The following is a 23,997-nucleotide window of genomic DNA, read 5'->3' on the forward strand; positions in this document are numbered from 1 at the left end:
GTAACGTCTTCCGGGTGCTGACCCGTTACATGATCGGTGCTCTCGCCTCCCGCACCGGGGATGAGATGTCCGGGCCCGCGCTGCTGGTCGCCGGGGTGGCCGTGACCGGGTCGCCGGTGCTGGCCTCGGCGCTGCTGGCGGGGCTGACCGCGTCGGCGGCGGTCGGGGGGCCGCTGCTGGGCGTGCTGCTCGACCGGACGCGGCGGCCGGGCCGGGTGCTGGGCTGGTGCCTGGCCGGGTACGGGGCGGGGCTGCTCGTCGTGCTCGCCGGGCTGGGCCGGGTGCCGGACGCGGTGCTGATCGGGGTGGCGGTGCTGACCGGGCTGCTCGGGCCGTCGCTGAACGGCGGGTGGACCGCGCAGCTGCCGCTCGTCGTCGAGGCCGGCCGGCTGCCCCGGGCCAACGCGCTGGACGCTATGAGCTACAACGTGGCGGGGCTGGCCGGGCCCGCGATCGTGGCGCTGATCGCCACCGTCGCCGGCGGGGAGGCCGCGGTGGCGGCGAGCGTGGCGCTGCTGGCGGCGGCCCTGCCCGGGGCGTGGGCGCTGCCGCGCCGGCCGCCGAGGCGGGAGCGGGCGGGGGCGGTCGCGGCCGAGATCGCCGCGGGGTTCCGCGCCATCGCCGGGGGCCGGGCGCTGCGGCGGGCCACCGTGACGTCCATGATCTCGATGGCGGGCGTGGCCCTGCTGGTCGTGGCCGCGCCGATGCTGGGCCTGCGGCTCGCGGGCGACGCCGGGTACGGGGCGCTGCTGCTGGCGGTGACGGCCGGGGCCGCGCTGATGGCCAACGCCGTGGTCGCGCGGGCGGGGATGGCGTGGAGCCGGGACACGATGCTGGTCGTGTCGACCCTGCTGATCGGGGTGGGGACCCTGGTGGCGGCGGTGGCCGGGTCGTTCGCGGTGGCGGTGGCGGGCGCCGTGACAGCGGGGGTGGGCCAGGGGCCGCAGCTCACCGCGCTGCTCGCGGTGCGTCACCGGGAGGCGCCGGAGCGGGTGCGCAGCCAGGTGTTCACGACCGGGGCCAGCTTGAAGATCACCTCGTTCGCCGCCGGTTCGGTCGTGGCGGGGCCGCTGGCGGCGCGCTCGCCGGCGCTCGCCCTGGCGGTGGGCGCGGCCGTCCAGCTCCTGGCCGTGGCGGCGTACGGCCTGCTGTCACTCCCCCGGACCGGCCGTGCCCCGGAGACGGGCGGCCCCTCGGGAACGGGTGGCGGGGCCGCGCGGGAAGGTGATCAGGCGGGGCGGGTGGAGCGGTAGGCGGCCACCCGCTCGCGGGTGGCGCAGCGGGGGCTGCAGTAGCGGCGCGGGCTGCCCCCGCCGGCGTGCAGGAAGGGCCGGCGGCAGGCCGGGGAGGCGCACAGGCCGCCGGGGACCCGCTGGTGCTCGGCCAGGAGCACGGCCAGGGCCAGCGCCGACGACGCCTGGAACCATTCGGCCCAGGGCGCGTCGTCGTCGCTGTCGACGTGCACGTGCCAGCCGGTCGCGCCGTCATGGCTGGTGAGCCGGGGCGGCCCGGCCGCGGCCGCCAGGAGGCGGTTGAGCAGGGCCGCCGCCGAGGCGGGGCCGGGCGCGGCGAGGACCTCGACGAGCCGGGCCGCGACCTCCCGCATCGCCCGCAGGTCGGCCTCGGTGAGGTCGAGCGGCCCGCTCTCACCATGGGCGAGCAGCACCCGGGCCACCGACTCCACCGTCGCGTCCTCGTACAGCAGGGCGGTGCACAGTTCGACGGCCCGCGCCGCCATCGCCTTGGCCGAGTGAGCCTCCACGCCTCCGAGACTACGTTCGCGGCAGCCTGCGGCGGCCCGGGAAGCCCAGCTCCGACCGGTGGTACCAGCCCAGCTCCGTCTCGCCCTCGATCCAGCACAGCCGCACGGAGGCGCCGTCGAGCACGGCGGGGAAGTCAAGCAGCACCGGCGCGATGCCCTTCACCTCCAGGCCGAGGCCGGTCCAGCGGCCCAGGATCTCCTGCATGCGCGCCTCGATGCCCTTGAGCTCCGCCAGCCCGCCTAGCGGGGACGCGCCGGCGGTGTCGCGGTCGTAGGTGATCTCGGCGAGGTCGGCGCGGGCGGCGACGAGCGCGGCGGCCTCGGCGAGGATCCCCGGCATCAGCGCGCGGGCCTCGCCGAGGGAGAAGAGCCTGTTCATAGCCGGGAACGTTAGCGGTTCGGCTCGTAGGCCCGGAGCAGAAGCCGCTCGGCGTGGTCGAGGTAGCCGTCGAGGTAGGCGGCGGCGCGGTCGGGCTCGCCGGCCTCGATCAGGGTGAGCAGCTCGCGGTTGCGGGCGACGAACGGCTCGTGGAAGTCGCGCGGGTTGTCCATCACGTGGAAGACCAGGCGCAGCTCGGCCAGGAGCTGGCGCATCGTCTCGTCGAGCCTGGGACTCTCGTTGAGCGCGACGAGGGCCTGGTGGAAGCGGATGTTGGCGGTGCCGACGGCCTGCCAGTCGTCGCCGCCGGCGGCCCGCTCGGCGTCGGCCAGCGCCTCCCGGATCAGGGTCATGGCCTGCGGCGTCGGAGAGCGGCGGACGGCCGCGCCTTCGAGCACCCGGCGTACGCGGTAGAGGTCGGAGACGTCCTCGGCCGACAGCACGCGGACGAAGACCCCCCTGTTGAGCCGGTGGTCGAGCAGCCGCTCGTGGCTCAGCAGCCGGAACGCCTCCCGCAGGGTGTTGCGCGAGACGCCCAGCGCCTCGCAGATCGACTCCTCGGAAAGGCGCTGGCCGGGCATGAACAGCCCTTCGGTGATCCGGTCGCGCAGGATGTCGGCGACCCGCTCGGCGGTGCTGCTGCGCCCGAGGCGGGATCGGTCCTGGACCAGGTCGGCTACTGCGTCGTCCACAGGGTCCAGGAAATCATCGAGCAAACCTCTTGTCGAATCGTTCAACGATCCTTACGTTGAAACAGTGACCCCCTGACGGAAGGAGCGTTCGATGCCCGGCTCCACCTCCCAATCCCGGCGGGTGATCCTCGCCAGCCTGATCGGCACGTCGCTGGAGTGGTACGACTTCTTCCTGTACACGACGGCCGCCACTCTGGTCTTCGGCAAGCTCTTCTTCCCGACCTTCGACCCGCTCAACGCCACCCTGCTCGCCCTGACCACGAACGCGGTGGCGTTCGTCGCCCGGCCCCTGGGCGGCATCGTGTTCGGCCACTTCGGCGACCGCACCGGCCGCAAGACGGTGCTTGTCGTGACGCTGCTGGTGATGGGCATCTCGACGTTCCTCATCGGCGTGCTGCCCGGGTACGACACGATAGGCGTCCTGGCGCCTGTCATGCTGGCCACACTCCGGTTCGTGCAGGGCCTGGGGCTCGGCGGCGAGTGGGGCGGCGCCGTGATCATGTCGCTGGAGCACGGCGACCCCCGCCGCCGCGGCTTCAACGCGAGCTGGCCACAGGTCGGCGTGCCGGCGGGCTACGTGCTGGCCACCGGCCTGCTCGCGTTCCTGTCGTTCACGCTGCCTGACGCCGCGTTCCTGTCGTGGGGCTGGCGGGTGCCGTTCCTGCTGTCCGGCGTGCTGGTCCTCGTCGGCCTGTGGGTACGCCTGAAGATCACCGAATCGCCGCTGTTCGCCGAGGTCGAGCAGCAGGGCGCCAAGGCGCGGATGCCGCTGCTGGAGGTGCTGCGCACGCACCCGCGCGCGCTGCTGTCGGCCTTCACCGCCCGGATCGGCGTGGACGTCGCCTTCTACACCTTCACCGCGTACATCCTCGTCTACCTGACCGGCCCGCTCGGGCTGGACCGGCAGGTGGGGCTGAACGCGGTGCTGGTCGCCTCGGCCCTGCAACTGGCGCTGATCCCGCTGTTCGGCTCACTGTCGGACCGGTACGGCAGACGACCGGTGTACCTCGCCGGCGTGGTGGGCGCCGCGGTCTGGGTGTTCGCGTTCTTCCCGCTGCTGGAGACCCGGTCCACGTTCCTGATCATCGTGGCCGCGGCGGTCGCGCTGGTCACCCACGCGGCGATGTACGGGCCGCAGGCGGCTTTCATCGCCGAGCTGTTCAGCACCAGGCTGCGCTACAGCGGAGCCTCGATGGGCTACCAGGTGGCCGGCATCGCGGGCGGCGCCCTCGCCCCGATCATCGCCATCAAGCTCTTCGACGCGTTCGGCACCACGCTCGCGGTGTCGGTGTACGTGGTGGCCGCGCTGGCGGTCACCGCCCTGGGCCTGGCCATCGCGCCGGAGACGCGGGACCTCGACCTGGCCGCCGAGCCGGGCCCGTTGCCGCAGCGCGCCTGAGACCGCCCTCCTGGAGTTGCCGCGAAACAACCGCGGGCGGCGGCTGCCACCGCCGCCCGCGGGGGGAGGACCACCATGCGCACCACTCTGCTCGTGATCGCCGCGCTGATCTGCGTGCCGTCGCTCGTCGGAGTCGTCGGGGGGCTGGAGCGGACCGGCGCCGGAGAGGTGGCCGTCGTCCGCGACGGCGGCTGGTTCGACGACACCCGGGTCCGCCAGGTCATCCCGCCGGGCTCCGGCCTGACCTGGACCGGCCTCTGGTCGTCGGTGCACCCGTACCCGGCGCAGCAGCGCTTCTACACGATCACCGCCGACGCCCGGCGCGCCACCACGCTGGGCGTGGACGTGGTGACGGTGCCCAGCAGCGACGGCGTGAACCTGGGCGTCGAAGGCACCCTCTACTTCACCCTCAACCTGGACCCGGCGACGTTGAAGGTGTTCGACGACAGGTACGGGACGCGTACCTTCCGCGCCGAGGACGACTCCTTCCTGTACGCGTGGGACGGCGACGAGGGGTGGACCGCGTTCTTCGGCCAGGCGGTCCGGCCGGTGATCGACAACGCGCTCCGCGCCGAGGTCGGCGCCCGGCGCTGCGCCGAGCTGGTGACGTCGTGCTCGCTGCTGGAGAACTCGGCCCTGCGGCCGCGGGACAGCGACCCGAGCATCAAGGCGGTGCAGGACGGCGTCAACGCGGCGCTCGCCCGGGACCTGCCGCGCACGCTGGGCGGCGCGTTCTTCGCCGGCATGACCTTCTCCCTGTCCAGGGTGACGCTCCCCGCCGAGGTGCAGAAGTCGGTGGACCGCTCGCTGGCGGCCGGCGCCGCCGTGTCGGAGGCGCGGGCGCGGGTGGCCCAGGCCGAGGCGGAGGCCAGGGCCAACCAGGCCAGGCAGGACGGCTACGACAGGTGTCCCGCCTGCGCCGAGATCGACAAGCTCAAGTCGCTCCCGCAGGGCATCACCGTCTACGCCCCGGGCAACCAGGACGCGGTCGTGGTGCCTTCCCGTTAGACCGTGGCTCGCCCGGGACAGGGGCGCGGGCGAGCCACGACTCCTCGGTCGATGAGCGGCGGCGTCACGATGTGATCTCGGTCACAAGCATGCCCGTCGTAATGCAATCGCCGCCGATTCCCGGAACCTGATCGGCCGAATACGCATAAACTGCGCGCCTGTGAGCCTCCCTGTACGCGAACGTTCCCCCCGCCCGGGCGGGGGCCGCCACCGCCGGCCGGTCCCCACGTCCCTGCCACCGGACGCGCCCGTTCTCGTGCTCGCGGCGCCCGGCGGCGCCTCAGGCGTGGCGGCGGAGATCGCCGCCGTCGTGCGCGTCGACAACCCCCAGATCGAGGTACGGCTCACCGCCGTGGACGAACTGGCCCCGGCGCTGCCGGCGGACCGGGACGCGGTCGTCGTGCCCCTGCTCACCTGGGACGATCCCGCGGTGCTCGGCCCCCTCCACCAGACCGTGGCCGACAGCGGCTCGGCCGCCGTCGTGACGGGCGCGCTCGGCCCGCACCCGCTGCTCGCCGAGGTGCTCCACATCAAGCTGGCCGAGCGCGGCCTGGCCAGGGCCGACCGGGTCCGCCTGCTCAACGTCTCCAGCCCCGTCGACGCGGTCATCCTCGGCATGGTCGGCGGCGAGCCGGCGGTGCACGCCGCCCAGGCGACGGCGGTGCTGCTGGCCTCCCGGCTGACGCTGCCGGTGGTGGCCGCCTCGCTTGACAAGGAACCCGGCGTCACCGTAGCCGCGGACCGGCTGCGCGCTGCCGGAGCCGCCCGGCTGGCCGTCGCGCCCTGCATGATCGGCGACGAGGCCCCCGCCGACCTGGTCGGACACGCCGCCGAGGCGATCGGCGCCGGCCACGCGGAGCCGATCGGCGCGCACAGCATGATCGCCGAACTCGTCGCCCGCGCCTACGGTAGTCAACTCGCCACTTGACATGGTCTTGTAGAGATCACTGAAGTGGCGTTACCGTCGGCCCATGTGCGAGGTCGTGTGCAAAGGTGAGCGTCTGTGGCTTCGTGAGGTCGTTGAGGCGGATATCGCACCGCTGCATGCGATCTACGGGGATCCGGCCGCGACCGAGCACATGCCGTTCGCGCCCCGTACGCTCGAACAGGTCGCCGAGGTGGTGCGCGAGGCCACGGCGGCCGCGGCCCGGGAACCGCGCCTGCTGTACGCGCTGGCGGTGCTCGACGCCGCGGACCAGGAGCTGATCGGCACCGCCCGGCTCCACATCGACGCCGAGCAGCCGCACTGCGCCGAGATCCGCTTGGGCCTGCGTCCCGACCACTGGGGCCGCGGCATGGGCACCGACCTGGTGCGGCTGCTGCTGGGGTTCGGCTTCAAACAGCTCGGCCTGCACCGCATCTGGGGCGCGCGGGCGCCCTCCAACCTGCCCGCGCAGCTGGCCATGCTGACCGCGGGCATGGTCGAGGAGGGCGTCCTGCGCCACCACGTGGCGACCCCTGACGGCTGGCGCGACTCGGTGATCCACGCCGCCGTCGAGGACGACTGGCCCGGCCGCTGACTCAGCGGACCAGCCTGAAGAACGCCCGGACGTCCCCCACCAGCAGGTCGGGGGCCTCCATCGCGGCGAAGTGGCCGCCGCGGTCGAACTCCGACCAGTGCACGACCTTGTGCTCGCGCTCGGCGAAGCGGCGGATGCCGGGGTCGCCGGCGAAGACGGCCACCCCGTGCGGAAGCGCCGACGGCTCCGGCGGCTTCCCCCAGGCCGGCGCGCTCTCCTTGTAGATGCGGGCCGCCGAGCCCGCGGTGCCGGTCAGCCAGTAGACGCTGATGTTGGCGAGCAGCTGGTCCCGGTCGACGGCGTCCTCGGGCAGCTCGCGGGCCGGGTCGGTCCACTCCTTGAACTTCTCGGCGATCCAGGCCAGCTGCCCCGCCGGGGAGTCGTGCAGGCCGTACGCGAGCGTCTGCGGCCGGGTGGCCTGGATCATCGCGTACCCGACGGCGTCCTGGTCGCCGTACCGGGCGAGCCGGGCCTGCTCGGCCTCGGTCAGGCCCTCCAGCTCGGCCGGGTCGCCGCTCGGGAACCCGAGACCGCCGTTGACGTGCACGCCCACGACCCGCCCCGGGTCGAGCCTGCCCACCTCGGGCGAGACCGCGGCGCCGAAGTCGCCGCCTTGCGTTCCGTACCGCTCATAGCCCAGGCGGCCCATCAGCTCCTTCCAGGCGGCCGCGACCCTGGCCAGGTCCCAACCGCGCTCGCGGGTGGGACCGGAGAAGCCGAATCCGGGGATGGACGGGGCGATGACGTGGAAGGCGTCGGCCGGGTCGCCGCCGTGCGCGCGCGGGTCGGTGAGCGGGCCGATGACGTTCATGAACTCGACCACCGATCCCGGCCAGCCGTGCGTGACCAGCAGGGGCAGCGCGTCCGGCTCCGGCGAGCGCACATGCAGGAAGTGCACGTTCTGGCCGTCGATCTCGGTGGTGAACTGCGGGAACGCGTTCAGCGCGGCCTCCTGGGCGCGCCAGTCGAAGCCGGTGCGCCAGTACTCGGCGAGGGCTCGCGCGTACGGGACCGGCACCCCGTACGACCAGCCGGCGCCGTCCAGCTCGTCGGGCCAGCGGGTGCGGGCGAGGCGTTCGCGCAGGTCGTCCAGGTCGGCCTGGGGGATGTCGATGCGGAAAGGTCGGATGTCGTGACTCATGCCCGCAACGCTAGGACCCGGTTAGGACAGCTACGATCCTAGGTGTGCTGGAGACCTCCGCCCGCTTGCTGAGACTGCTGTCCCTGCTGCAGACGCGGCGCGACTGGCCGGGATCGGAGCTGGCCGAGCGGCTCGGCGTGTCGGGCCGTACCGTCCGCCGCGACGTGGAACGGCTGCGCGAGCTGGGCTACCAGGTGGACGCGACCGCGGGCGTGCCAGGCTACCGGCTCGGCGCGGGCGGCGACCTGCCTCCGCTGCTGCTCGACGACGAGGAGGCGGTGGCGGTGGCCGTCGGGCTGCGCACGGCCGCGCAGGGCAGCGTCGCGGGCATCGAGGAGACCTCTGTGCGGGCGCTGGCCAAGCTGGAACGGGTGCTCCCGTCCCGGCTGCGGCACCGGGTGAACGCGCTGCAGTCGATGACCGTGCCGCTGACCGGCGGGACGGCGCCGGTCGGAGCGGACACGCTGTCGGCCATCGCGGCCGCCTGCCGCGACCACGAGAGCCTGCGCTTCGGCTACGAGTCCGGCGACGGCACGTCCAGCGAGCGCCTGGTGGAGCCGCACCGGCTGGTGGCCTCGGGACGGCGCTGGTATCTGGTGGCGTTCGACCCGGGGCGGGCCGACTGGCGGGTGTTCCGGGTGGACCGGCTGCGGCTGCGGACGCCGAATGGGCCGCGGTTCACGCCGCGCCGGCCGCCCGCCGAGGACCTGGCGGCCTACATCTCACACAAGATCTCCAGCGCGCCGTACCGCTACCGGTGCCGGGTCACCGTGCGGGCGCCGGCGCAGGCGGTCGCGGCGCGCATGGGGCCTTCGGTGGCCGTGGTGGAGCCGCTGGACGCGGAGAGCTGCCTGCTGACCAGCGGCGCGAACTCGCTGGACGAGCTGGCGTTCTGGATGGTGTCGCTGGGGATGGCCTTCGAGGTGCACGAGCCGCCCGAGCTGGCGGCGCACCTGCGGGTGCTGGCCCGCCGGCTGACGGAGGCTGCGGGCGGTTGAGCCGCCAGGGTGTCGGCGCGGGGAATTGTCGGTGGCGGGCCCTACGATGAGGCTCCTCACGGAGGGATGGCCCATGCTCGACGCGCTGATCGTGCCCCTGTTCGTCACCACCGACCTGCCACCCGGGGCCGAGCTGACGGAGTTCGGCGAGTTGCTCGCCGGCGCGGCGCGCACGCTCGGCCACGAGGGCGCGAGCTACGACGCCTTCCTCACGGGCAAGGTGTTCTGGCTCGACCGCCCGGTGCTGCCCGGGCAGCGCCCCGCCGCCGAGACCGAGTCGCGTTTCGCCGGGATGCTGGGCCATCTGGCGGCGACGTGCGGCGCTCACGCGGCCCGCGAGGTGGTGGCCGACCTGCGCGTGGCGATCGCCTCGGCCGTCGACGCCCGCTACGGCGACGCCGGGGCGCCACCCGCCGTGTTCACCATCCGCGACCGCGACGTCCGCGAGCGCACCCCCGAGACGGCCGTCGACGTCCACACCCGCGACGCCCCGTCCGAGCTGGTGACGGTCGCGCGCCCCTACCTCTGAGCCGGCGGGGGCGCCGTCAGGACCGGACGACGACCGAGCCCCGCGCGTTCACCGGTCAGGAAGACGGCGAGGGAGCCGTGGTCGCGGCCGGCGTCCGGAGGTCGGGGAAGGCCTGTCCCTTCGACAGCCGTTCGATGAGCGCCGGCACGGCCTCTTCGCCGCCGTTCGCCTCCGCCCAGCGACTCACCTGGCAGGCGGCTTCGGCGTATATGTCGTCGCTGACCAGGACGGCCAGGCCCTCGTTGAACCACTGCGGGACGTCGGCGCCGTCCAGACGGGCGTGCAGTTCCAAGTCGCGTACCCGCCGGTTCGCCTGCTCGACCACCTCGGCCACGCGCCGGCGCTCGGCCGGCGCCAGACGGGGTTCGGCGTACACGCCCGGCTGGAGCCGCTCGAGGCCGTAACAGCCGGGACAGGTGGTGGCCGCGACGGACGGGAAGGCGAGCGCGATCAGCATCACGGCCGCGCTCAGGAGAACCGCGGTGACCGTGCCCGCGATCCACCAGCCTCTCCAGCGGCGGCCCGCCCACCGAGGGATCAAGGACATGGGGACCTCCCTGACGGTCGGGTGATCGGCGCGGGGCCAGGCCGTGCTCGCGGCCTGGCCGACGACGCGCACCCGCGTGGGCGGTCAGAGTTCGCGCGGGAGACTTGCCCACGTGTTTCCTGATCTTACCTTTCTCGATGGACGGCGCTCAGGCCATCGGTGAGGCAGCTCTCGGTACGCCGCTAGGCCGCCAGCCCGATCAGGGCGTAGGGGGCCCACAGGTCCGGGCGCGAGGCCCCGTACCGCTCACGTGATTCGAGCATCGCGGCCCTGAGTGCCTTTCCCGGGCCGCCGGTGGCCAGCCCGGCGTGGAAGGACGGCAGCAGCGTCCGCGCCACCTCCGGGCGCACCGGCCACTGCGGCAGCAGCGCCGCGGACGCGCCCGCGCGGAGCAGAGCGTGGCCGAGCGCGGTCGCGCCCGCGCCGGCGGGCGCCTGCTCGCAGCCGCCCACGGAGACCAGCCGGGCCTCGATCCGCAGCTCCGCCAGCGCGCGGGCGGTCAGCGGCCCGCCAGGCAGCAGGAGCGCCGAGGCGTACGGGTCGGCGCCGTCGTAGGCGGCCCGGCAGGCCAGGTGCACGGCGCCCCAGACGCCTTCCAGGTCGCGGGCGGAGACGGTGACCGGCGGGACGCCCAGCGCCGCGGCGGCCGCCTCGGCCTCCTCCCCTTCTCCGGCCACCAGCGACCTGCCGCCGTGGCGGGTGCGGCGCAGCGCCAGCCGGGCGAGCGTGGCGGCGGACGGCGCGTACGCCACGGCGTATCGGTCGAGCAGCGGCCGCCCGTCCGGGGCGAGCGCGTGCAGCGGCAGCCCGTGCAGCCGGCCGTGCGGCAGCAGGTACAGCACGTCGAGGTCGTCGCCGAGCGCCTCGACCGCGTCACCCAGCAGCAGATCGGCGACCACCCGCCACAGTTCGGCCCGCCCGCCGTCACCGGCCGTCGCCGCGAACTCGGCGAGCAGCTCCGGCCCGGCGGACGTGCCGAACACCCGCGGCCCTTCCCAGCCGTCGCGGTGCGCCACCACGCTCACGCGGTCCCCGACGTGGAAGGCGAGCACGCCGGTGGCCTCCGGGAGCACGCCCGCGAGCCGCCGGGCGTCCTCGCCGACAGCCCGCGCGACCTCGTCCTCCGGGCCGGGGAACGACTCCCGCGCCCGTTCCGCGTGGGACCAGGCCGTGGCCGCCCGGCCCAGGCGCACGGCCAGCCGCACCGCTTGAGCGCGGAGCGTCCCGGCGGCCGCCGAACGGGGATCGTGCAGGTCGGCGGCGCGCTCGGCGTCGGCGAGCGCCTCCGCCAGATCGCCCAGCTCCTCCCGCGCCACCGCCCTGGTCGCGTACGCGCCCGCCAGTTCTTCCCCCGCCTCCCTTGTCGTCGCGTACGCGCTCGCCGGTTCTCCCCCGGCCTCCCCTGCCGTCGTGTAGGCACCCGCATGCCCCGGTGTGTCCGGGCCCGGGCGGGATGCGGCTTCGAGGAGGTCGACGGCCGCCGACGCGTGATCCCGGGCGGCGGTGAAGCGCCCGGCGCGCAGGTCCAGCGCGCCCAGTTCGGCCAGCGCCACGGCCTGACCTTCGGCGAAGGCGATCCGCCGGGCCAGCGACAGCGCCTCCGCCAGCCGGTCGCCGTCGCCGAGCCGTCCCAGCGCGATCAGGTCGCGTACCACGGCCCGCTGACGCCCGCGGGCCCGGTCGATGCCGAGCGCCCGTTCGGCGAGCCGCACCGCGCTGTCCCGCTCGCCGCCGGCCGCGTGCATCCGGGCCAGCTCGCGGCAGGCCGTGGCCACCGTCGCGTCGTCGCCCGCGGCCTCCCCGAGCGCCAGCGCCTCCCGGTACAGGGCCGCGGCCTCGTCCGCGTCCCCCTGCCGCGACCGCGTGCCCGCCCTGGTGGCCAGCAGCGACGCCCGCATACCGCGCCACGCGGGACCGGCGGCGAGCGCGAGCGCCTCGGCCAGCACCGCCCCGGCGTCGGCCCAGCGCCGGTCCTCGGCCAGCGCCGCGCCGAGCGCGCCGAGTGCGGCCACCAGGCGCACCGGCATCGCCTGCCCCGACTCGCGCGCCACCCGGACGGCCTCCGTCAGGTGGCCGATCGCCTCCGCCGTGCGCCCCAGCGCTCCGGCGGCGGCGCCGCGCCCGCGCAGGTGCTCGGCCAGCAGGTCGTCGCGCAGGTCGCATCCCCGCGCCGCGTAGGTGTAGGCGGCCTGCGGATCCCCCGCCGCCAGCGCGAGCGCGCAGAGCTTGGCCAGCAGCGCGGACCTGCGGCCCGGGTCGCGCGCCTCACTCGCCGCCTGCCGCGCCAGCGCGAGCGCGCCGGGCAGGTCACCCGCCTCCTCGGCGTCCTCGATGCGCACCCGCTCGGCCAGCCGCTCCGCCAGCGCCGGGTCCTCGCCGCCGCGCCGCACCGCCGCCAGCGCCTGCGCCAGCGCCGCCCGGCCGCGCGCCACTTCCCCGGCCGCGAACTGCAGCTCGGCCAGCCGCACCAGCACGGCCGGGTCCGCTACCCCGGCGGGAATCACCTCGTACGGGGCGTCCCCCTCAGGTACGGTCACCGCGGTGCTGAGCCCCTCTTCCAGCGCCTTACGCGCCCGGCGCAGGTCGCCGCGTTCCTCCAGCGCGAAGCCGAGACGCAGCGAGACGAGCGCGGCCTGCCCGGTGCGCCCGGTGGCGCGGAAGCCGTCGACGGCCAGGCCCAGATGCTCGGCCGCCGACGCCGGGTCGTCCGCGTGGACGGCCGCGAGGCGTTCGTGGACGACCGCTTCCCGCAGCGGATCGCCGGCGGCCAGGCCCAGAGCGGCGCGGAGCCGGTCCCTGGCCCGGTCCTGGTGGCCGGAGCGCAGCTCGGCGCCGGCGCGCACCAGGGCGATGGAGAAGAGCGCGGCGACATCGCCCTGCGCGACCGCGGGGCCCGCCGCCCGGTCCAGCTCCGCCGAGGCCTCCTCGTAGCGGCGCAGCTCCACCAGGCAGGCGGCGCGCAGGGTACGGGCGGCCGCCTCACGCTCCGGGTCGCCCATGGCCGCGAACGCGTCCGCCGCCGTCCCGAAGTCCTGTGCCGCCTGCTCCATCCCGGCGCCGGTGAACCCGATCACCCCGAGGTGGTGGCGCACGGCGGCGACGCCGTCCTGGTGGCCGAGCTGGTTGTAGGCGCGCTCGGCCCGCTCGAACGCCCGTCTGGCCCCCGGCACGTCGCCGCGGGACAGGCGGCGGCGGGCGATGTGGTACCACTCGTCGGCGGGGTCGCGCCGCCGGCCGCGCCGGCGCACCACGTCCACGATGGCGGCCTCGCAGGCGGCCGCGTGATCGGCGTGCCCGAGGTCGTACAGCAGCAGCGCGTGCCCGTCCAGCGCCTGGCAGGCGTCGTCCCACTTGCCGATGGCCTCCAGCTCGGAGGCGCAGGTGCTGATCAGCTCCGCGGCGGCGGGCAGGTGGCCCAGCGCGGCTCCGGCCCGCGCGCCCGGGACGAGCGCCCGCGCGGCCCGCTCCGCGTCGCCGCGCGCCAGGTGCAGCTCACGGGCGCGGCCCGCGCGCTCCAGCGCCGCCGCGTGGTCGCCGGCGTCGAGGTAGGCGAAGGCGGCGCGTTCCTGGTACGCGGCCTCGTCCACGTCGAGGCCCGCCTCCCGGCACAGGTCGGCGGCCCGCTGGTAGCAGGCGGCGGCGCGGCGCGGCTCCCCCGCCCCGGCGCAGGCGTCGCCCATGGCGGCACGCCGGGCCGCCTCCTCGCCGGCGCGTCCGAGGGCGCGGTAGCCGTCGGCGGCGCGTTCGAACGCCCGCAGCGCGGCCTCCCACGCGCCGAGTTCCTCGTGCTCGCGCCCCATCAGGGAGTACGCGTCCGCCGTCCGGGCCGCCTCGCCCGCCTCGGCGAACGCCTGGGCGGCCCGCTCCAGCAGCCCGACCGCGGTCCTGCCCCGTCCCCTTCCGGCCATCCCGGAGGCCGCGCCCAGCAGGAACTCCCCTGCGGCCACGGCGCCGGCCCGGTCCCGGCCGGCGGGAGAGTTCGCCGGGGCCGCGGACGCCGTGGCGTGGCGTTCGCCGAGCCGGAGCAGGTCCTGGATCGTCTCCTCGTCGTCGACCATCAGGGCCAGCCGGGTCGCCGCCTCGGCCTGCGTCGCGTCCGGCGCCCGGTCCAGGCCGCCGACGGCCAGGCGGAGCAGCGAGGTGAGCTCGGGATCGCCGCCGGTCACGTCCCCGGCGAGTTCCAGTGCCTCGACCAGGTCCCGCTCGTCGCCCCGTACGACGAACCGCGTCAGCAGCCCCTTGACCAGCACCGGCGGCACCCGCGGCCCCGGCGGCACGACCAGCCCCGGCGCGGTGACCAGCCCCGGCGTCCCGGCCTGCCCCGGATGCGTTACCGACCCCGGTGTCCCGGCCGGCCCTTGATGCGTTGCCGGCCCTGGCGGCGTCGCCGACCCCGGTGCGGTGGCCGGCGTCGGCAGCGTGGCCGGCCTCGGCGGCGGGCCGTCCTTCGAGGCCGGCGGGTCCGCCGAGGGTGGCGCTGCGGGATCCGGGATCAGGGCGGCGTGGGCCTTGGCGGCGAGATGGGCCATGTCGGCGGCTTCACGGGCCGCCCGGACGGCCTCGTCCAGGTCGGCGAACCGGCCCGCCAGCGGCCCACCGCCGTTACTGTCCAGGCGAACGGGCTCCTCCCCATCACCGACCCCAGCGACACCCCGCTCAACCGGCCCGGCTGGGCCCTGGTCGGCGGGGCGGGCTGAGGGCTGGTCTCCGGCCGCCGTGGCGCGGCGGCGCAGCACGTCCGACAGCACCGCGTACGCCTCCGCCAGGAACCGCGGATCGTTCTCGGCCGCGAGCGCCTCCCGCAGGGCCGCCTCGGCCTCGGCGGCGGTGCGCGAGGTGAGGCCCAGGCAGAGCGCCTGGCCGAGCAGGAGAAGCGCGCGGGCTCGCTGAGGATGACCCGCGGGGCAGGCCGCGACCGCGGCCCTGGCAGCGGAAACGGCGGCGGAGACGACCGGGTTCGCGCCCGCCGGCCACGCGGCGGAAAGGCGCGACCACGCATCACCCGACCCGGCGGGAGCACCCCCAGGTCCCAGGCGATCCGGCCCAGCGGGAGATACCCCACGAGGAGCCGCCGCCGACCACCCATCCTCCGACCCGGCCGAGGGAACCTCAGGTCCCAGCCGGGACGTGGTGGTGGCGCGGTGGGTGAGCACGGCGGCGAGGTCGGTCAGGAACGCGGGCCGTTCCGGATGCCGGTCCGGGGCGCGTACCACCGCCTGCCGCAGCGTCTGGACGGCGATCTCCAGGTCGGCCGGGTCCGCGGTCTTCCCGTAGCGCCGCCAGTGGCGCAGGCCGAGCAGGTCGAGCCGGATCGCCGGGTCGTCCGGCCGGACGGAGCGGCCGGCCTCGGGCGAGCCCAGGTAGGTCATCAGCTCGGCCCACCGGCCGGGCCCCGGCATCCCGGGCCCCGCCGGCGCCTGCCACGCGACGGCGGCCCGCCAGTCGTGCGTCGGCGGGAGGGCGGCCAGCATGTCGCGGCCGGCTTCCAGGGAGCGGACGTCGCCCGTGACCACGTACCACTCGACCAGCGCCGCGCCGTAGCGGGACAGGACCTCGGGGTGGGCGCCGATCTCGTGCCAGTGGTCGAGGCAGGCCTGTCCCACCCGCAGCAGCGCCAGCAGGTCGCCGTCGGCGCGGGAGTCGGAGGCGCGGGCGCCCGCCAGGTCGAGCAGGTCCAGGAGGGCCGCCGAGCGTTCGGGTCCGGGCGGGCGTCCCGCCGCCAGCAGATGGGCCCGGATCAGGGCGGTGTCGCCGGGCAGGGCGTGGCCGAGCGCCGCGGCCAGGTCCGTGACGTGCACGGAGTCGGCGAGCGCGGCCCGGAACAGGACGTGCACGGCGTCGTCGAGCGCGCCGCCGTCGCCGGTCGTCGCGTGCAGCCGCACCATGCCGTCGCCGAGGATGGCCAGTGCCTCGGCGGCCCAGGCGGGTTCGGGCACGTTCAGGGCCTCTTCCAGCAGCACCCGCCCGAGCCGGTCGCACACGTCGGCCGTGGGCGCGGCGAGCGCGCGCCGGAGTATGGCGTGCAGGAGCAGGCCCACGTGCGGGTAGGCGTCCACGTCCACGTGGCGGAAGACCTGCTCCGCCAGGCCCGCCCAGGTCTCGGCGGAGCCGTCGGCGGGGACGTGCGGCCCGCGCAGCCGGGCCGGCAGCCCGTCGGGGTCGAGCACGGCCACGGCGGCGAAGAACACGCCCGCCACGGCCGCCTCGTCCCTCTCTTCCGGGTCGAGCCGGTAGCGGGCCAGGTGGAGCGCGCCGACGAGCCGCCAGACGGCCGCGTCGCGGGCATCGCCGGAGCAGGCCAGCATGGCCTCCCCCGCGTCGTCCAGCGCCGCGTCGTCCAGCACCAGCCGGGGGTCTGCCGCCCGCTCGAACTCCTCGATTCGGGCAGCGAGCGTCCCGGCCGGATCTTTCATGGGGCTAAGGCTCTCATCGGCGCGTCCTTCCCGTACAGGACCGCCCGCGCGAACCGCCGCACCTGGCCGGGCCGCTCTCGCGGCGGGGGCCTCGTACGGACGAGCCCGGGTGAATGCCGCCCGAGCCGGGGTAGAGCCAGAGGCATGCTCTATGGCAAGGAACACGTCCGGCGTTACCGCGAGACCGACGGCGCCGAAGGACACGACTGGAACGGCACCACGGTCCTCCTGCTGACCACGAAGGGCCGCAACTCCGGCGAGCCGTACACGACGCCGCTGATCTACCAGCGCCACGGCGACGACTTCGTGATCGTCGCCTCCAAGGGCGGCGACCCGTCGCATCCCGACTGGTACAAGAACCTGGCCGCCAACCCCGATGTCGAGGTGCAGGTCAAGGGTGACCGGTTCAAGGCGCGCGCCCGCACGGCCTACGACGAGGAGCGTCCGGAGCTGTGGCGGCTGATGACCGCCACGTGGCCCGACTACGACTCCTACACCAAGAAGACCGACCGCAAGATCCCGGTGGTCGTCCTGGAGCCTCTCCGCTGATCAGAACGTCACCAGCGGCTCGCCGACGAAGTCCGCGATGAAGTTGACGAAGAAGAACCCGAAGAACAGGAAGTTGAGCGCCAGGATCACGTGGTGCCACCAGCGCGCCCGCGCCGGCCTGGGCAGCCTGCTGTTCAGGTACATGAGCAGGAACGGGTAGATCAGCGCGCCCAGGTTGGACATGTTGGCCGACCACTCCACCAGCGCCACCGGCAGCGACAGGTGGATGACGATCGAGATCACGACCAGCAGCAGGATCATGAACGGGTAGTAGAACCGGCGCGGGTCGCCCTCGACCAGCCGGCGCAGCCGCGGACTGGTGGCGTGGGCGGCGTCGGTGGCGACCCGTACCATCGCCTCGAAGATGCCGAGCTGCGTGCTGAACAGGATGAGCACGCCCACGGCCAGCGCGATGAAGAAGATCGTCTGCCCGTACTCGTCGCCGAGCGCGGCGGCGACGAACGTCGGCACGTTCGCGCGGGTCGGCTGCTCGCCCGACAGGTTGACCGCGTGCGCCATGAGGATCGTCGGCAGCAGCATGCCGAGCATGGCGCCGACGAAGAACACGCCCCACATGTCGACCATGATCAGCCGGTACCAGCGGCGCCATAAGCCGCGGTTGCGCTCGTCGTCGGGGAAGGTGACGCCGCTGGCCAGGATCTCGCGCCGGTCGCCGCGCAGGCCCGCGATGAAGCCGGCGCGGTGGCCCATGCCGTAGCCCTTGTCGCGGTAGTGGCCCATGACGTACCAGTTCAGCCCGGAGGCCAGGGCGGTGAACCCGGCGAGGCCGCCGAGCTGGGTGGCGGTGATCCCTGGGGGCGGCGCGGCCGGGGTGAAGAAGCCCCTGATGCCCTCCCACCACAGCTCCCACGGCACCACGAGCAGGTCGACGAGCAGCAGGGCGATCAGGATGCCGCCCACCATGACCCAGTTGGCCAGTTCGAGGGCGCGGCTGATCCGCCGGGCCGCCGCGGTGATCAGGAAGACCAGCACGAGCAGCGCGATGGCCCACAGCCGCGGCTCCTCGGCCCCGGCGGGCGCGATCTCGCCGTGGACGAGCGCGTACACGCCCTGACCGGCCGAGGCGGCCCAGCCGCCGGCGATGAACGCGAAGATGACGACGAACACCGACAGCGGGATCCACAGCTTCCAGCCCGGCGGCACCCGTCCCCAGCCGACCACGGGGGCCTCGCCGGTGGCCGTCACGTAGCGGGCGCACTCGACGTTGAAGAACGTCTGGAGCACGGCCGAGACCAGGATGACCCAGCCGACCCCGACGAAGCCGAACTGCCCGACGCTGAGCGGGCCGAGCAGCCACTCCCCGCTGCCGATGGAGATGCCGAGCGCGATGAGGCTCGGCCCCACTGCGAATTTGATCAGTTCCTTGACGCCGAGCCGGGGGACCTTGAAGACCTCCTCCGGCGTGGGCAGGTCGGTGACTTCGAGGTCCGGGCGGCTGACTCCGAGCGGATGCGACATCTCTGCCTCCTGCCGTCAGGGTGATCCCGTACGGCGGGCGGGACAAGGCCCAAATGAGACCTATGTCACAGCAGCAGCGAGGTGTAGAGCTCCATCGTGCGGCGGGCGACGGCGGGCCAGGAGAAGTGCTCCACGGCGCGCCGCCGCCCGGCGATCCCCATCGCGCGGGCCCGTTCCTGGTCGCCGAGCAGCGCGTTCACCCGCTCGGCGAGGTCGGCGGCGAACCGTTCGGGGTCGTGCGGGCTGCCGTCGGGGCCCTGGTCGATCGGGACCAGCAGGCCCGTCTCGCCGTCGGCCACCACCTCGGGGATGCCGCCGGTGGCCGTCGCCACGACGGCCGTCTCGCACGCCATGGCCTCGAGGTTGACGATGCCCATCGGCTCATAGACCGACGGGCAGACGAACACCGTGGCGTGCGTGAGCAGCTGGATCACCTCGGGCTTGGGCAGCATCTCGGAGATCCAGACGACGCCCTTGCGGTCGAGGCCGCGCACCAGCGCGGTCACCTCCGCGGCGATCTCCGGCGTGTCGGGCGCGCCGGCGCAGAGCACGAGCTGCGCGTCGGGGGCGAAGGACCGCGCCGCGCGCAGGAGGTGGACCAGCCCTTTCTGGCGGGTGATCCGGCCGACGAAGATGACGTACGGCCTGTCACGGTCGATGCCATGCTTTTTCAGGACCTGGTGGTTTTCGTCCGGGGCGTACTCGACGGTGTCGATGCCGTTGTGGATCACGCTCACCCGGGCCGGGTCGATCTGCGGGTAGGCGGCCAGCACGTCGCGGCGCATGCCCGCCGACACCGCCACCACCGCGTCGGCGGCCTCCAGCGCGGTCCGCTCGGCCCAGGACGAGATCGCGTAGCCGCCGCCGAGCTGCTCGGCCTTCCACGGGCGCAACGGCTCCAGGCTGTGGGTGGTGACCACGTGCGGGACGCCGTGGAGCAGCTTGGCGGCGTGCCCGGCGAAGTTCGCGTACCAGGTGTGGGAGTGGACCAGGTCGGCGCCCTCGCAGGCGGCGGCGATCTCCAGGTCCACGCCGAGCACCTGCAGCGCCGCGTTCGCCCGCGCGAGCTCGGCCGGCGTCCGGTAGGCCGACACCCCCGGCTCGTCCCTGGCGGCGCCGAAGCACCGCACCCGCACGTCGGCGAGCTCGCGCAGCTCGCGGGAGAGATATTCCAGGTGCACGCCGGCACCGCCGTAGACCTCCGGCGGGTACTCGCGGCTGAGCAGATCCACACGCATGCCTCGACCTTACGAGGCGGCGGGACCGCCGGGCACGGCGACAGGCGCTCGGACAGCAAGAACAGGTGTCTGATGGCGTACATCAGAGGTTAAAGCCGGACAACATGGGATGAAACCGGACGGAGTTACGTCGATAGATCGCGCGTTTGGGGGTAGCGTCCAGACATGAGGTCGCGGAGGGTGCTTGCGGTCGTGCTGGCGGGTGGAGAGGGCAAGAGGCTCATGCCTCTCACGGCGGACCGGGCGAAACCGGCCGTGCCGTTCGGCGGGATGTATCGGCTCATCGACTTCGTGCTGTCCAACCTGGCCAACGGCGGCTACCTGAAGATCGTCGTGCTGACCCAGTACAAGAACCACAGCCTGGACCGCCACATCTCCCGCACCTGGCGGCTGTCCGCCATGCTCGGCAACTACGTCACCCCGGTCCCCGCCCAGCAGCGGCTCGGGCCGCGCTGGTTCTCGGGGTCGGCCGACGCGCTCTTCCAGAACCTCAACCTGATCTACGACGAGATGCCCGAGCACGTGATCGTCTTCGGCGCCGACCACATCTACCGGATGGACCCCCGGCAGATGGTCGAGCAGCACGAGCAGTCGGGCGCCGACGTGACCGTGGCGGCGATCCGCCAGCCGCTGTCGCTGGCCGACCAGTTCGGCGTCATCGAGACCGACCCCCAGGGCAAGCGCATCGTGGCCTTCCGCGAGAAGCCCAAGGACGCCGTCGGGCTGGCCGACTCCCCCGACGAGGTGTTCGCCTCGATGGGCAACTACGTCTTCAAGACCCAGGCGATGATCGACGCGCTGCGCGAGGACGCGCTCGACCCGACCAGCAGGCACGACCTGGGCGGCAACATCATCCCGATGATGGTCAAGTCGGGCGGGGCCGACGTCTATGACTTCGCCCACAACCAGGTGCCGGGCTCCACCGAGCGCGACCGCGGCTACTGGCGGGACGTCGGCACGCTCGACGCCTACTACGAGGCCCACATGGACCTCATCTCCGCCCACCCGATCTTCAACCTCTACAACGACAAGTGGCCCATCCACACCGGCCACGACCCGCTGCCGCCGGCCAAGTTCGTCCACAACGAGGGCGACCGGGTCGGGCGCGCCCTCGACTCGCTGGTGTCCCCCGGCGTGATCGTCTCGGGCGGCACGGCCGTCCGGTCGATCCTGTCGCCCAAGGTCGTCCTCCACTCCCACTCCCTGGTCGAGGACTCCGTGCTGATGGAGAACGTCAAGATCGGCCGCGGCGCGATCGTCCGCAAGGCCATCATCGACAAGAACGTCGTCATCCCCGACGGCGCCCGCATCGGCTTCGACCTGGAGCACGACCGCACCCGCTTCGCGCTCACCCGCAGCGGGGTCGTGGTGATCGGCAAGAACGAGATCGTCGACCGCTGAGCCGCGCCGGGGTCCCGCTAGAGTGGGCGGCGTGCACCCTGACCTCCGCCTTCCCCTGGTCAAAGAGCTGAGCGAGTCGGACCGGCCGCGGCGTCACTGGCGCGGCGACGACGAGCGCGGCGGGGTCTGGCTGTTCGAGAGCGTCGAGGGCGACGGCGAACACTGGGCGATCCGGCAGGTGGAGATCGACGCGGCGCGGCGGCCGCACCGCTACTGGTGGCGTCACCTCCAGGACGAGCACGGGTTCCTCACCGACCAGCCGCTCGACGTCTGGGACCTCACCGAGATCGACGCGGCCGCGTTCGAAGCCGTCTGGCAGGCCGGCGAGTGACCCCCTCGACCGCGGGGCCCGGCCGGCCGGGAGCAGGCGGGCTCAGGCGAGCTTCCGCCGCATGATCGGCCGGTCCTGGCGCGGGCGGGCCACCTCGGAGAATCCGGCCTTGAGGAAGGCGCCGGCGATGCCGGTCATCGCCGTGTCCGCGCCCGCGCGTTTCCCGTCCGCGCGGGTCCCGAACAAGCCGCGCGAGCTGCCGCGGGTTGAGGCCCCCGCGGTTCTCACCCGCGCGGCAGCTCGCCAGGCCTTCCCCGGCCGGGGCCGGAGCGCCGTGCGCCCCGGGCCGGGCCGGCGTGAGCCGCGCCCGGGGCGAGGGCCGTGTCCGGCCGGGGGTCGCCACTCCCGCCGGTCCAGATCAGTGCCCACGGCCCTCTTCTTTCAGGGCCGGTGTCCGAGTGGCAGGATTCGAACCTGCGACGCTCCTGCTCCCAAGGCAGGCGGGCTGCCAAGCTGCCCCACACTCGGGTGATGGGAGACCGCCCGTGAACCCCGGCGGCCGGATGGGGTCAGCCGGATGCCGTGCGGGCACCGGGAGGCAGGGGCAGCGGTTCGCGCTTCAGGTCGCTCACTGCGTGTCCCCCTTTCCTCCTCGGTCTTGACGTTGTCAACGGTAGACCGGTGATCGACCGGGCCGCCAGCGGTTTTTCACGGCGTGCGAGGATCGTCCGCCTCGATCGCGGGCCAGGGGACGCCGGCGCGGGTCTCGGGCGACTCGACGCGGAAGCGCGGCAGGGCCTCGGGGTGGTTCTCGCGCACGTACCCGATCAGGTGCTCGCGCACGTCGCACTTGAGGTCCCAGGCGGAGGCGGAGTCGGCGGCGCTCATCAGCGCGCGCAGCTCGATCAGGCCGTTCGGCTGCACGTCGGTGACCTGGAGGGTCCAGTCCTTCTGGTCCCACAGCGGGTTGGTGCGCAGGTAGCGGTAGAGCTCCTCGCGCAGCTTCTCCACCGGCACCGACCAGTCGACGCGCAGGTGGACGACCGCGACCACCCGGCTGCCGTGCCTGGTCCAGTTCTCGAACGGGTTCTGCGTGAAGTAGGAGACGGGCAGGACCAGCCGCCGCTCGTCCCACAGCCGCAGCACGACGTAGGTGAGCGTGAGCTCCTCGATCCTGCCCCATTCGTCCCGCACCACGACGACGTCGTCCAGGCGCAGCGCGTCGCTGAAGGCGAGCTGCAGCCCGGCGAGCATGTTGCCGAGGGTCGGCTGGGCGGCGATGCCGACGATGGCGCCCGCGATGCCGGCGGAGGCGAGCAGGCCCGCGCCCAGCGCCCGCACCTGCGGGAAGGTGAACAGCATCGCGCCGAAGGCGACCACCACGACGGTCGCGGTGGCGACCCGGCGCACCAGCGTGATCTGCGTCTTGATGCGTCTGGCCCGCCGGTTGTTCTCGCCCTCGACCAGGTCCAGGCGCTCCAGCGCGACGTCGGTGAACGCGTACGTGACGCGGACGATCAGCCAGGTCACCGCGCCGATGATGAACAGGGTGGTCACCCGCTCGACGGACTCGCCGAACGCCTGTTCCTCCGGCGTCGGGCCCATCATGAGCGGGTAGAACATGATGTTGAACGTCATCAGCACGGCCGTGGCCACCGCCGGCCAATGGCACCGCTTGACCAGGCGGCTGCCGATCGGCCACCTGCGGCCGACCCGGAGGAGCACCTGCCGGGTCAGTTCCAGGCTGACGAACGCGGCGACCAGGGCGCCTGCCAGGTTCAGCCAGGCGCTGGAGACCTGCACGTGAGCGACCCCCTCAAGATCTCGTCGAACCCTCACCTTGCCCGCCACGCCCACCGGATATGCGGGGCGGGCCGGCAGCGGAGAGCAGACCGGCCGCGCGATCGGGCGCCGTCCCCGGGGGCGTGGTCGAGGTAGGGGTTTCCTCCACCGTCCAGTGTCGCGGATGGCGGGGCCTGCACAGACCTGCGGCGCGCCTCGGTCACAGCCCTGGCTGTCGCGGCCGGGTCGAGGACACGCACGGCCGTCGGGCGGTGACGCGGGCAGGGGTCGTGCTGCGGGAGGAGGGTTCCGAGGAGGAGGCCGGCGTCCAGGATCGCCGGTGAAGCCGGCTCGATCCACTCGGCCGGGACGTCGCGGGCCGTTCGCGGCGGCGGGCGGGCACCCGTCGCCGCGAACGGCCCGCGACCGTGAGGTTCCGGCCGGCGTCGGGCGGGCCGGAACCTCGATCATCATTCCCGCTCGATGCCCGGGTTGTAGCCCTTACGCGCGTTCGAGGGGCAGGTCGCGATGCTGTTGCTGGGCGGCACGGTGACGCCCAGCCAGTGGCCGCGGACGACGGTGTCGATATCCCAAGGGATGTCGCACTTGAGCGTGGCCCGGAACCTGCCGGTGCCCACGCTGCACGAGGCGTAGCTCGACATGTTGGTGTTGTGGAAGCCGTAACTGCACGATGACGGAATGGCCTGGGCAGGGTTGGAGAATCCCAGGACCGCTGTGGTGGCGGCGCCCGCCACGAGGACGTTCACCAGGCGGGACGAGCGGATCTTCATCATGACTTCCCCCAGAGATAAAGCGGAAATGCCGTCGACCAAGCTATGGGATCAAGGTTCTCCCCACAATGTCCGACCATCGGCAAAGATCGACATAA

Annotated in this window: 20 protein-coding genes and 1 tRNA gene; 10 read left to right on the top strand and 11 right to left on the bottom strand. The window is 74.0% G+C overall.

Annotated elements, in window-relative coordinates; all coding sequences use genetic code 11:
- Window positions 1-14 precede the first annotated feature (14 nt).
- Entirely contained in the window at window positions 15-1,253 is a 1,239-nt protein-coding gene (locus ACQEUU_RS25770) for an MFS transporter (RefSeq protein WP_433070451.1), read from the top strand.
- On the opposite strand, the gene ACQEUU_RS25775 is transcribed toward ACQEUU_RS25770, so the two are convergent.
- Genes ACQEUU_RS25775 through ACQEUU_RS25785 form a run of 3 tightly spaced genes read right to left on the bottom strand, consistent with a single transcriptional unit; the run spans window position 1,229 to window position 2,833 of the window.
- Window positions 1,229-1,762, bottom strand: coding sequence for a CGNR zinc finger domain-containing protein (locus ACQEUU_RS25775; RefSeq protein ID WP_433070454.1), 534 nt, complete (start codon window positions 1,760-1,762; stop codon window positions 1,229-1,231). The two genes, ACQEUU_RS25770 and ACQEUU_RS25775, sit on opposite strands and share 25 nt — an antisense overlap.
- Before the next feature lie 10 nt (window positions 1,763-1,772).
- On the bottom strand, window positions 1,773-2,141 hold the full coding sequence (locus ACQEUU_RS25780; RefSeq protein WP_433070456.1) for a DUF2203 domain-containing protein: 369 nt from the start codon (window positions 2,139-2,141) through the stop codon (window positions 1,773-1,775).
- Between the two features lie 11 nt (window positions 2,142-2,152).
- Complete coding sequence (locus tag ACQEUU_RS25785; protein WP_433070458.1) at window positions 2,153-2,833, bottom strand: GntR family transcriptional regulator; 681 nt, start codon at window positions 2,831-2,833, stop codon at window positions 2,153-2,155.
- A 91-nt stretch (window positions 2,834-2,924) separates the two neighbouring features.
- Here ACQEUU_RS25785 and ACQEUU_RS25790 point away from each other — a divergent pair, with 91 nt between their 5' ends.
- The 4 genes from ACQEUU_RS25790 to ACQEUU_RS25805 all read left to right on the top strand — a co-directional run bounded on the left by ACQEUU_RS25790 (window position 2,925) and on the right by ACQEUU_RS25805 (window position 6,760).
- A complete protein-coding gene (locus tag ACQEUU_RS25790) occupies window positions 2,925-4,232 on the top strand; it encodes an MFS transporter (RefSeq protein WP_433070460.1) in 1,308 nt (435 codons plus the stop codon).
- A 75-nt stretch (window positions 4,233-4,307) separates the two neighbouring features.
- Complete coding sequence (locus ACQEUU_RS25795; protein WP_433070463.1) at window positions 4,308-5,240, top strand: SPFH domain-containing protein; 933 nt, start codon at window positions 4,308-4,310, stop codon at window positions 5,238-5,240.
- Between the two features lie 160 nt (window positions 5,241-5,400).
- Window positions 5,401-6,168: a sirohydrochlorin chelatase gene (locus tag ACQEUU_RS25800; protein ID WP_433070466.1), complete on the top strand. Its 768-nt coding sequence runs from the start codon at window positions 5,401-5,403 to the stop codon at window positions 6,166-6,168.
- Between the two features lie 43 nt (window positions 6,169-6,211).
- Complete coding sequence (locus tag ACQEUU_RS25805) at window positions 6,212-6,760, top strand: GNAT family N-acetyltransferase (RefSeq protein WP_433070469.1); 549 nt, start codon at window positions 6,212-6,214, stop codon at window positions 6,758-6,760.
- Window position 6,761: 1 nt separating this feature from the next.
- Here the strand turns inward: ACQEUU_RS25805 and ACQEUU_RS25810 are convergent, their stop codons facing one another.
- The gene (locus ACQEUU_RS25810; protein WP_433070472.1) at window positions 6,762-7,901 is read right to left on the bottom strand and encodes an epoxide hydrolase family protein; all 1,140 of its coding nucleotides are present in this window, start codon (window positions 7,899-7,901) and stop codon (window positions 6,762-6,764) included.
- A gap of 44 nt (window positions 7,902-7,945) precedes the next feature.
- Here ACQEUU_RS25810 and ACQEUU_RS25815 point away from each other — a divergent pair, with 44 nt between their 5' ends.
- Entirely contained in the window at window positions 7,946-8,899 is a 954-nt protein-coding gene (locus ACQEUU_RS25815) for a helix-turn-helix transcriptional regulator (protein ID WP_433070475.1), read from the top strand.
- A 73-nt stretch (window positions 8,900-8,972) separates the two neighbouring features.
- Window positions 8,973-9,428: a hypothetical protein gene (locus tag ACQEUU_RS25820; RefSeq protein WP_433070478.1), complete on the top strand. Its 456-nt coding sequence runs from the start codon at window positions 8,973-8,975 to the stop codon at window positions 9,426-9,428.
- 55 nt (window positions 9,429-9,483) lie between these two features.
- Here the strand turns inward: ACQEUU_RS25820 and ACQEUU_RS25825 are convergent, their stop codons facing one another.
- Complete coding sequence (locus tag ACQEUU_RS25825) at window positions 9,484-9,975, bottom strand: hypothetical protein (protein ID WP_433070481.1); 492 nt, start codon at window positions 9,973-9,975, stop codon at window positions 9,484-9,486.
- 182 nt (window positions 9,976-10,157) lie between these two features.
- Entirely contained in the window at window positions 10,158-16,388 is a 6,231-nt protein-coding gene (locus tag ACQEUU_RS25830; protein ID WP_433070483.1) for a CHAT domain-containing protein, read from the bottom strand.
- A 144-nt stretch (window positions 16,389-16,532) separates the two neighbouring features.
- Here ACQEUU_RS25830 and ACQEUU_RS25835 point away from each other — a divergent pair, with 144 nt between their 5' ends.
- On the top strand, window positions 16,533-16,937 hold the full coding sequence (locus ACQEUU_RS25835; protein WP_433070486.1) for a nitroreductase family deazaflavin-dependent oxidoreductase: 405 nt from the start codon (window positions 16,533-16,535) through the stop codon (window positions 16,935-16,937).
- Here ACQEUU_RS25835 and ACQEUU_RS25840 read toward each other — a convergent pair whose 3' ends face one another.
- Together ACQEUU_RS25840 and glgA are read right to left on the bottom strand one after the other, a co-directional pair.
- Complete coding sequence (locus tag ACQEUU_RS25840) at window positions 16,938-18,416, bottom strand: Nramp family divalent metal transporter (protein ID WP_433070489.1); 1,479 nt, start codon at window positions 18,414-18,416, stop codon at window positions 16,938-16,940. It lies immediately after the preceding gene.
- Window positions 18,417-18,481: 65 nt separating this feature from the next.
- Window positions 18,482-19,654 (bottom strand): glycogen synthase, encoded by a 1,173-nt coding sequence (glgA, locus tag ACQEUU_RS25845; RefSeq protein WP_433070491.1) that lies wholly within the window; start codon window positions 19,652-19,654, stop codon window positions 18,482-18,484.
- 165 nt (window positions 19,655-19,819) lie between these two features.
- Here glgA and glgC point away from each other — a divergent pair, with 165 nt between their 5' ends.
- On the top strand, window positions 19,820-21,055 hold the full coding sequence (gene glgC / locus ACQEUU_RS25850) for a glucose-1-phosphate adenylyltransferase (RefSeq protein ID WP_433070494.1): 1,236 nt from the start codon (window positions 19,820-19,822) through the stop codon (window positions 21,053-21,055).
- A gap of 31 nt (window positions 21,056-21,086) precedes the next feature.
- Window positions 21,087-21,386, top strand: coding sequence for a hypothetical protein (locus ACQEUU_RS25855; RefSeq protein ID WP_433070497.1), 300 nt, complete (start codon window positions 21,087-21,089; stop codon window positions 21,384-21,386).
- Window positions 21,387-21,779: 393 nt separating this feature from the next.
- On the opposite strand, the gene ACQEUU_RS25860 is transcribed toward ACQEUU_RS25855, so the two are convergent.
- The 3 genes from ACQEUU_RS25860 to ACQEUU_RS25870 all read right to left on the bottom strand — a co-directional run bounded on the left by ACQEUU_RS25860 (window position 21,780) and on the right by ACQEUU_RS25870 (window position 23,902).
- Window positions 21,780-21,854 (bottom strand) — tRNA-Pro (locus ACQEUU_RS25860).
- 180 nt (window positions 21,855-22,034) lie between these two features.
- Window positions 22,035-23,129, bottom strand: coding sequence for a mechanosensitive ion channel family protein (locus ACQEUU_RS25865; RefSeq protein WP_433070500.1), 1,095 nt, complete (start codon window positions 23,127-23,129; stop codon window positions 22,035-22,037).
- Window positions 23,130-23,578: 449 nt separating this feature from the next.
- Window positions 23,579-23,902 carry a hypothetical protein gene (locus tag ACQEUU_RS25870; RefSeq protein WP_433070503.1) on the bottom strand — a complete coding sequence of 108 codons (324 nt, stop codon included), beginning with the start codon at window positions 23,900-23,902 and terminating at the stop codon, window positions 23,579-23,581.
- Window positions 23,903-23,997: the final 95 nt, after the last annotated feature.

This window comes from Nonomuraea sp. CA-218870, from assembly GCF_050936535.1.
GTDB lineage: Bacteria > Actinomycetota > Actinomycetes > Streptosporangiales > Streptosporangiaceae > Nonomuraea > Nonomuraea corallina.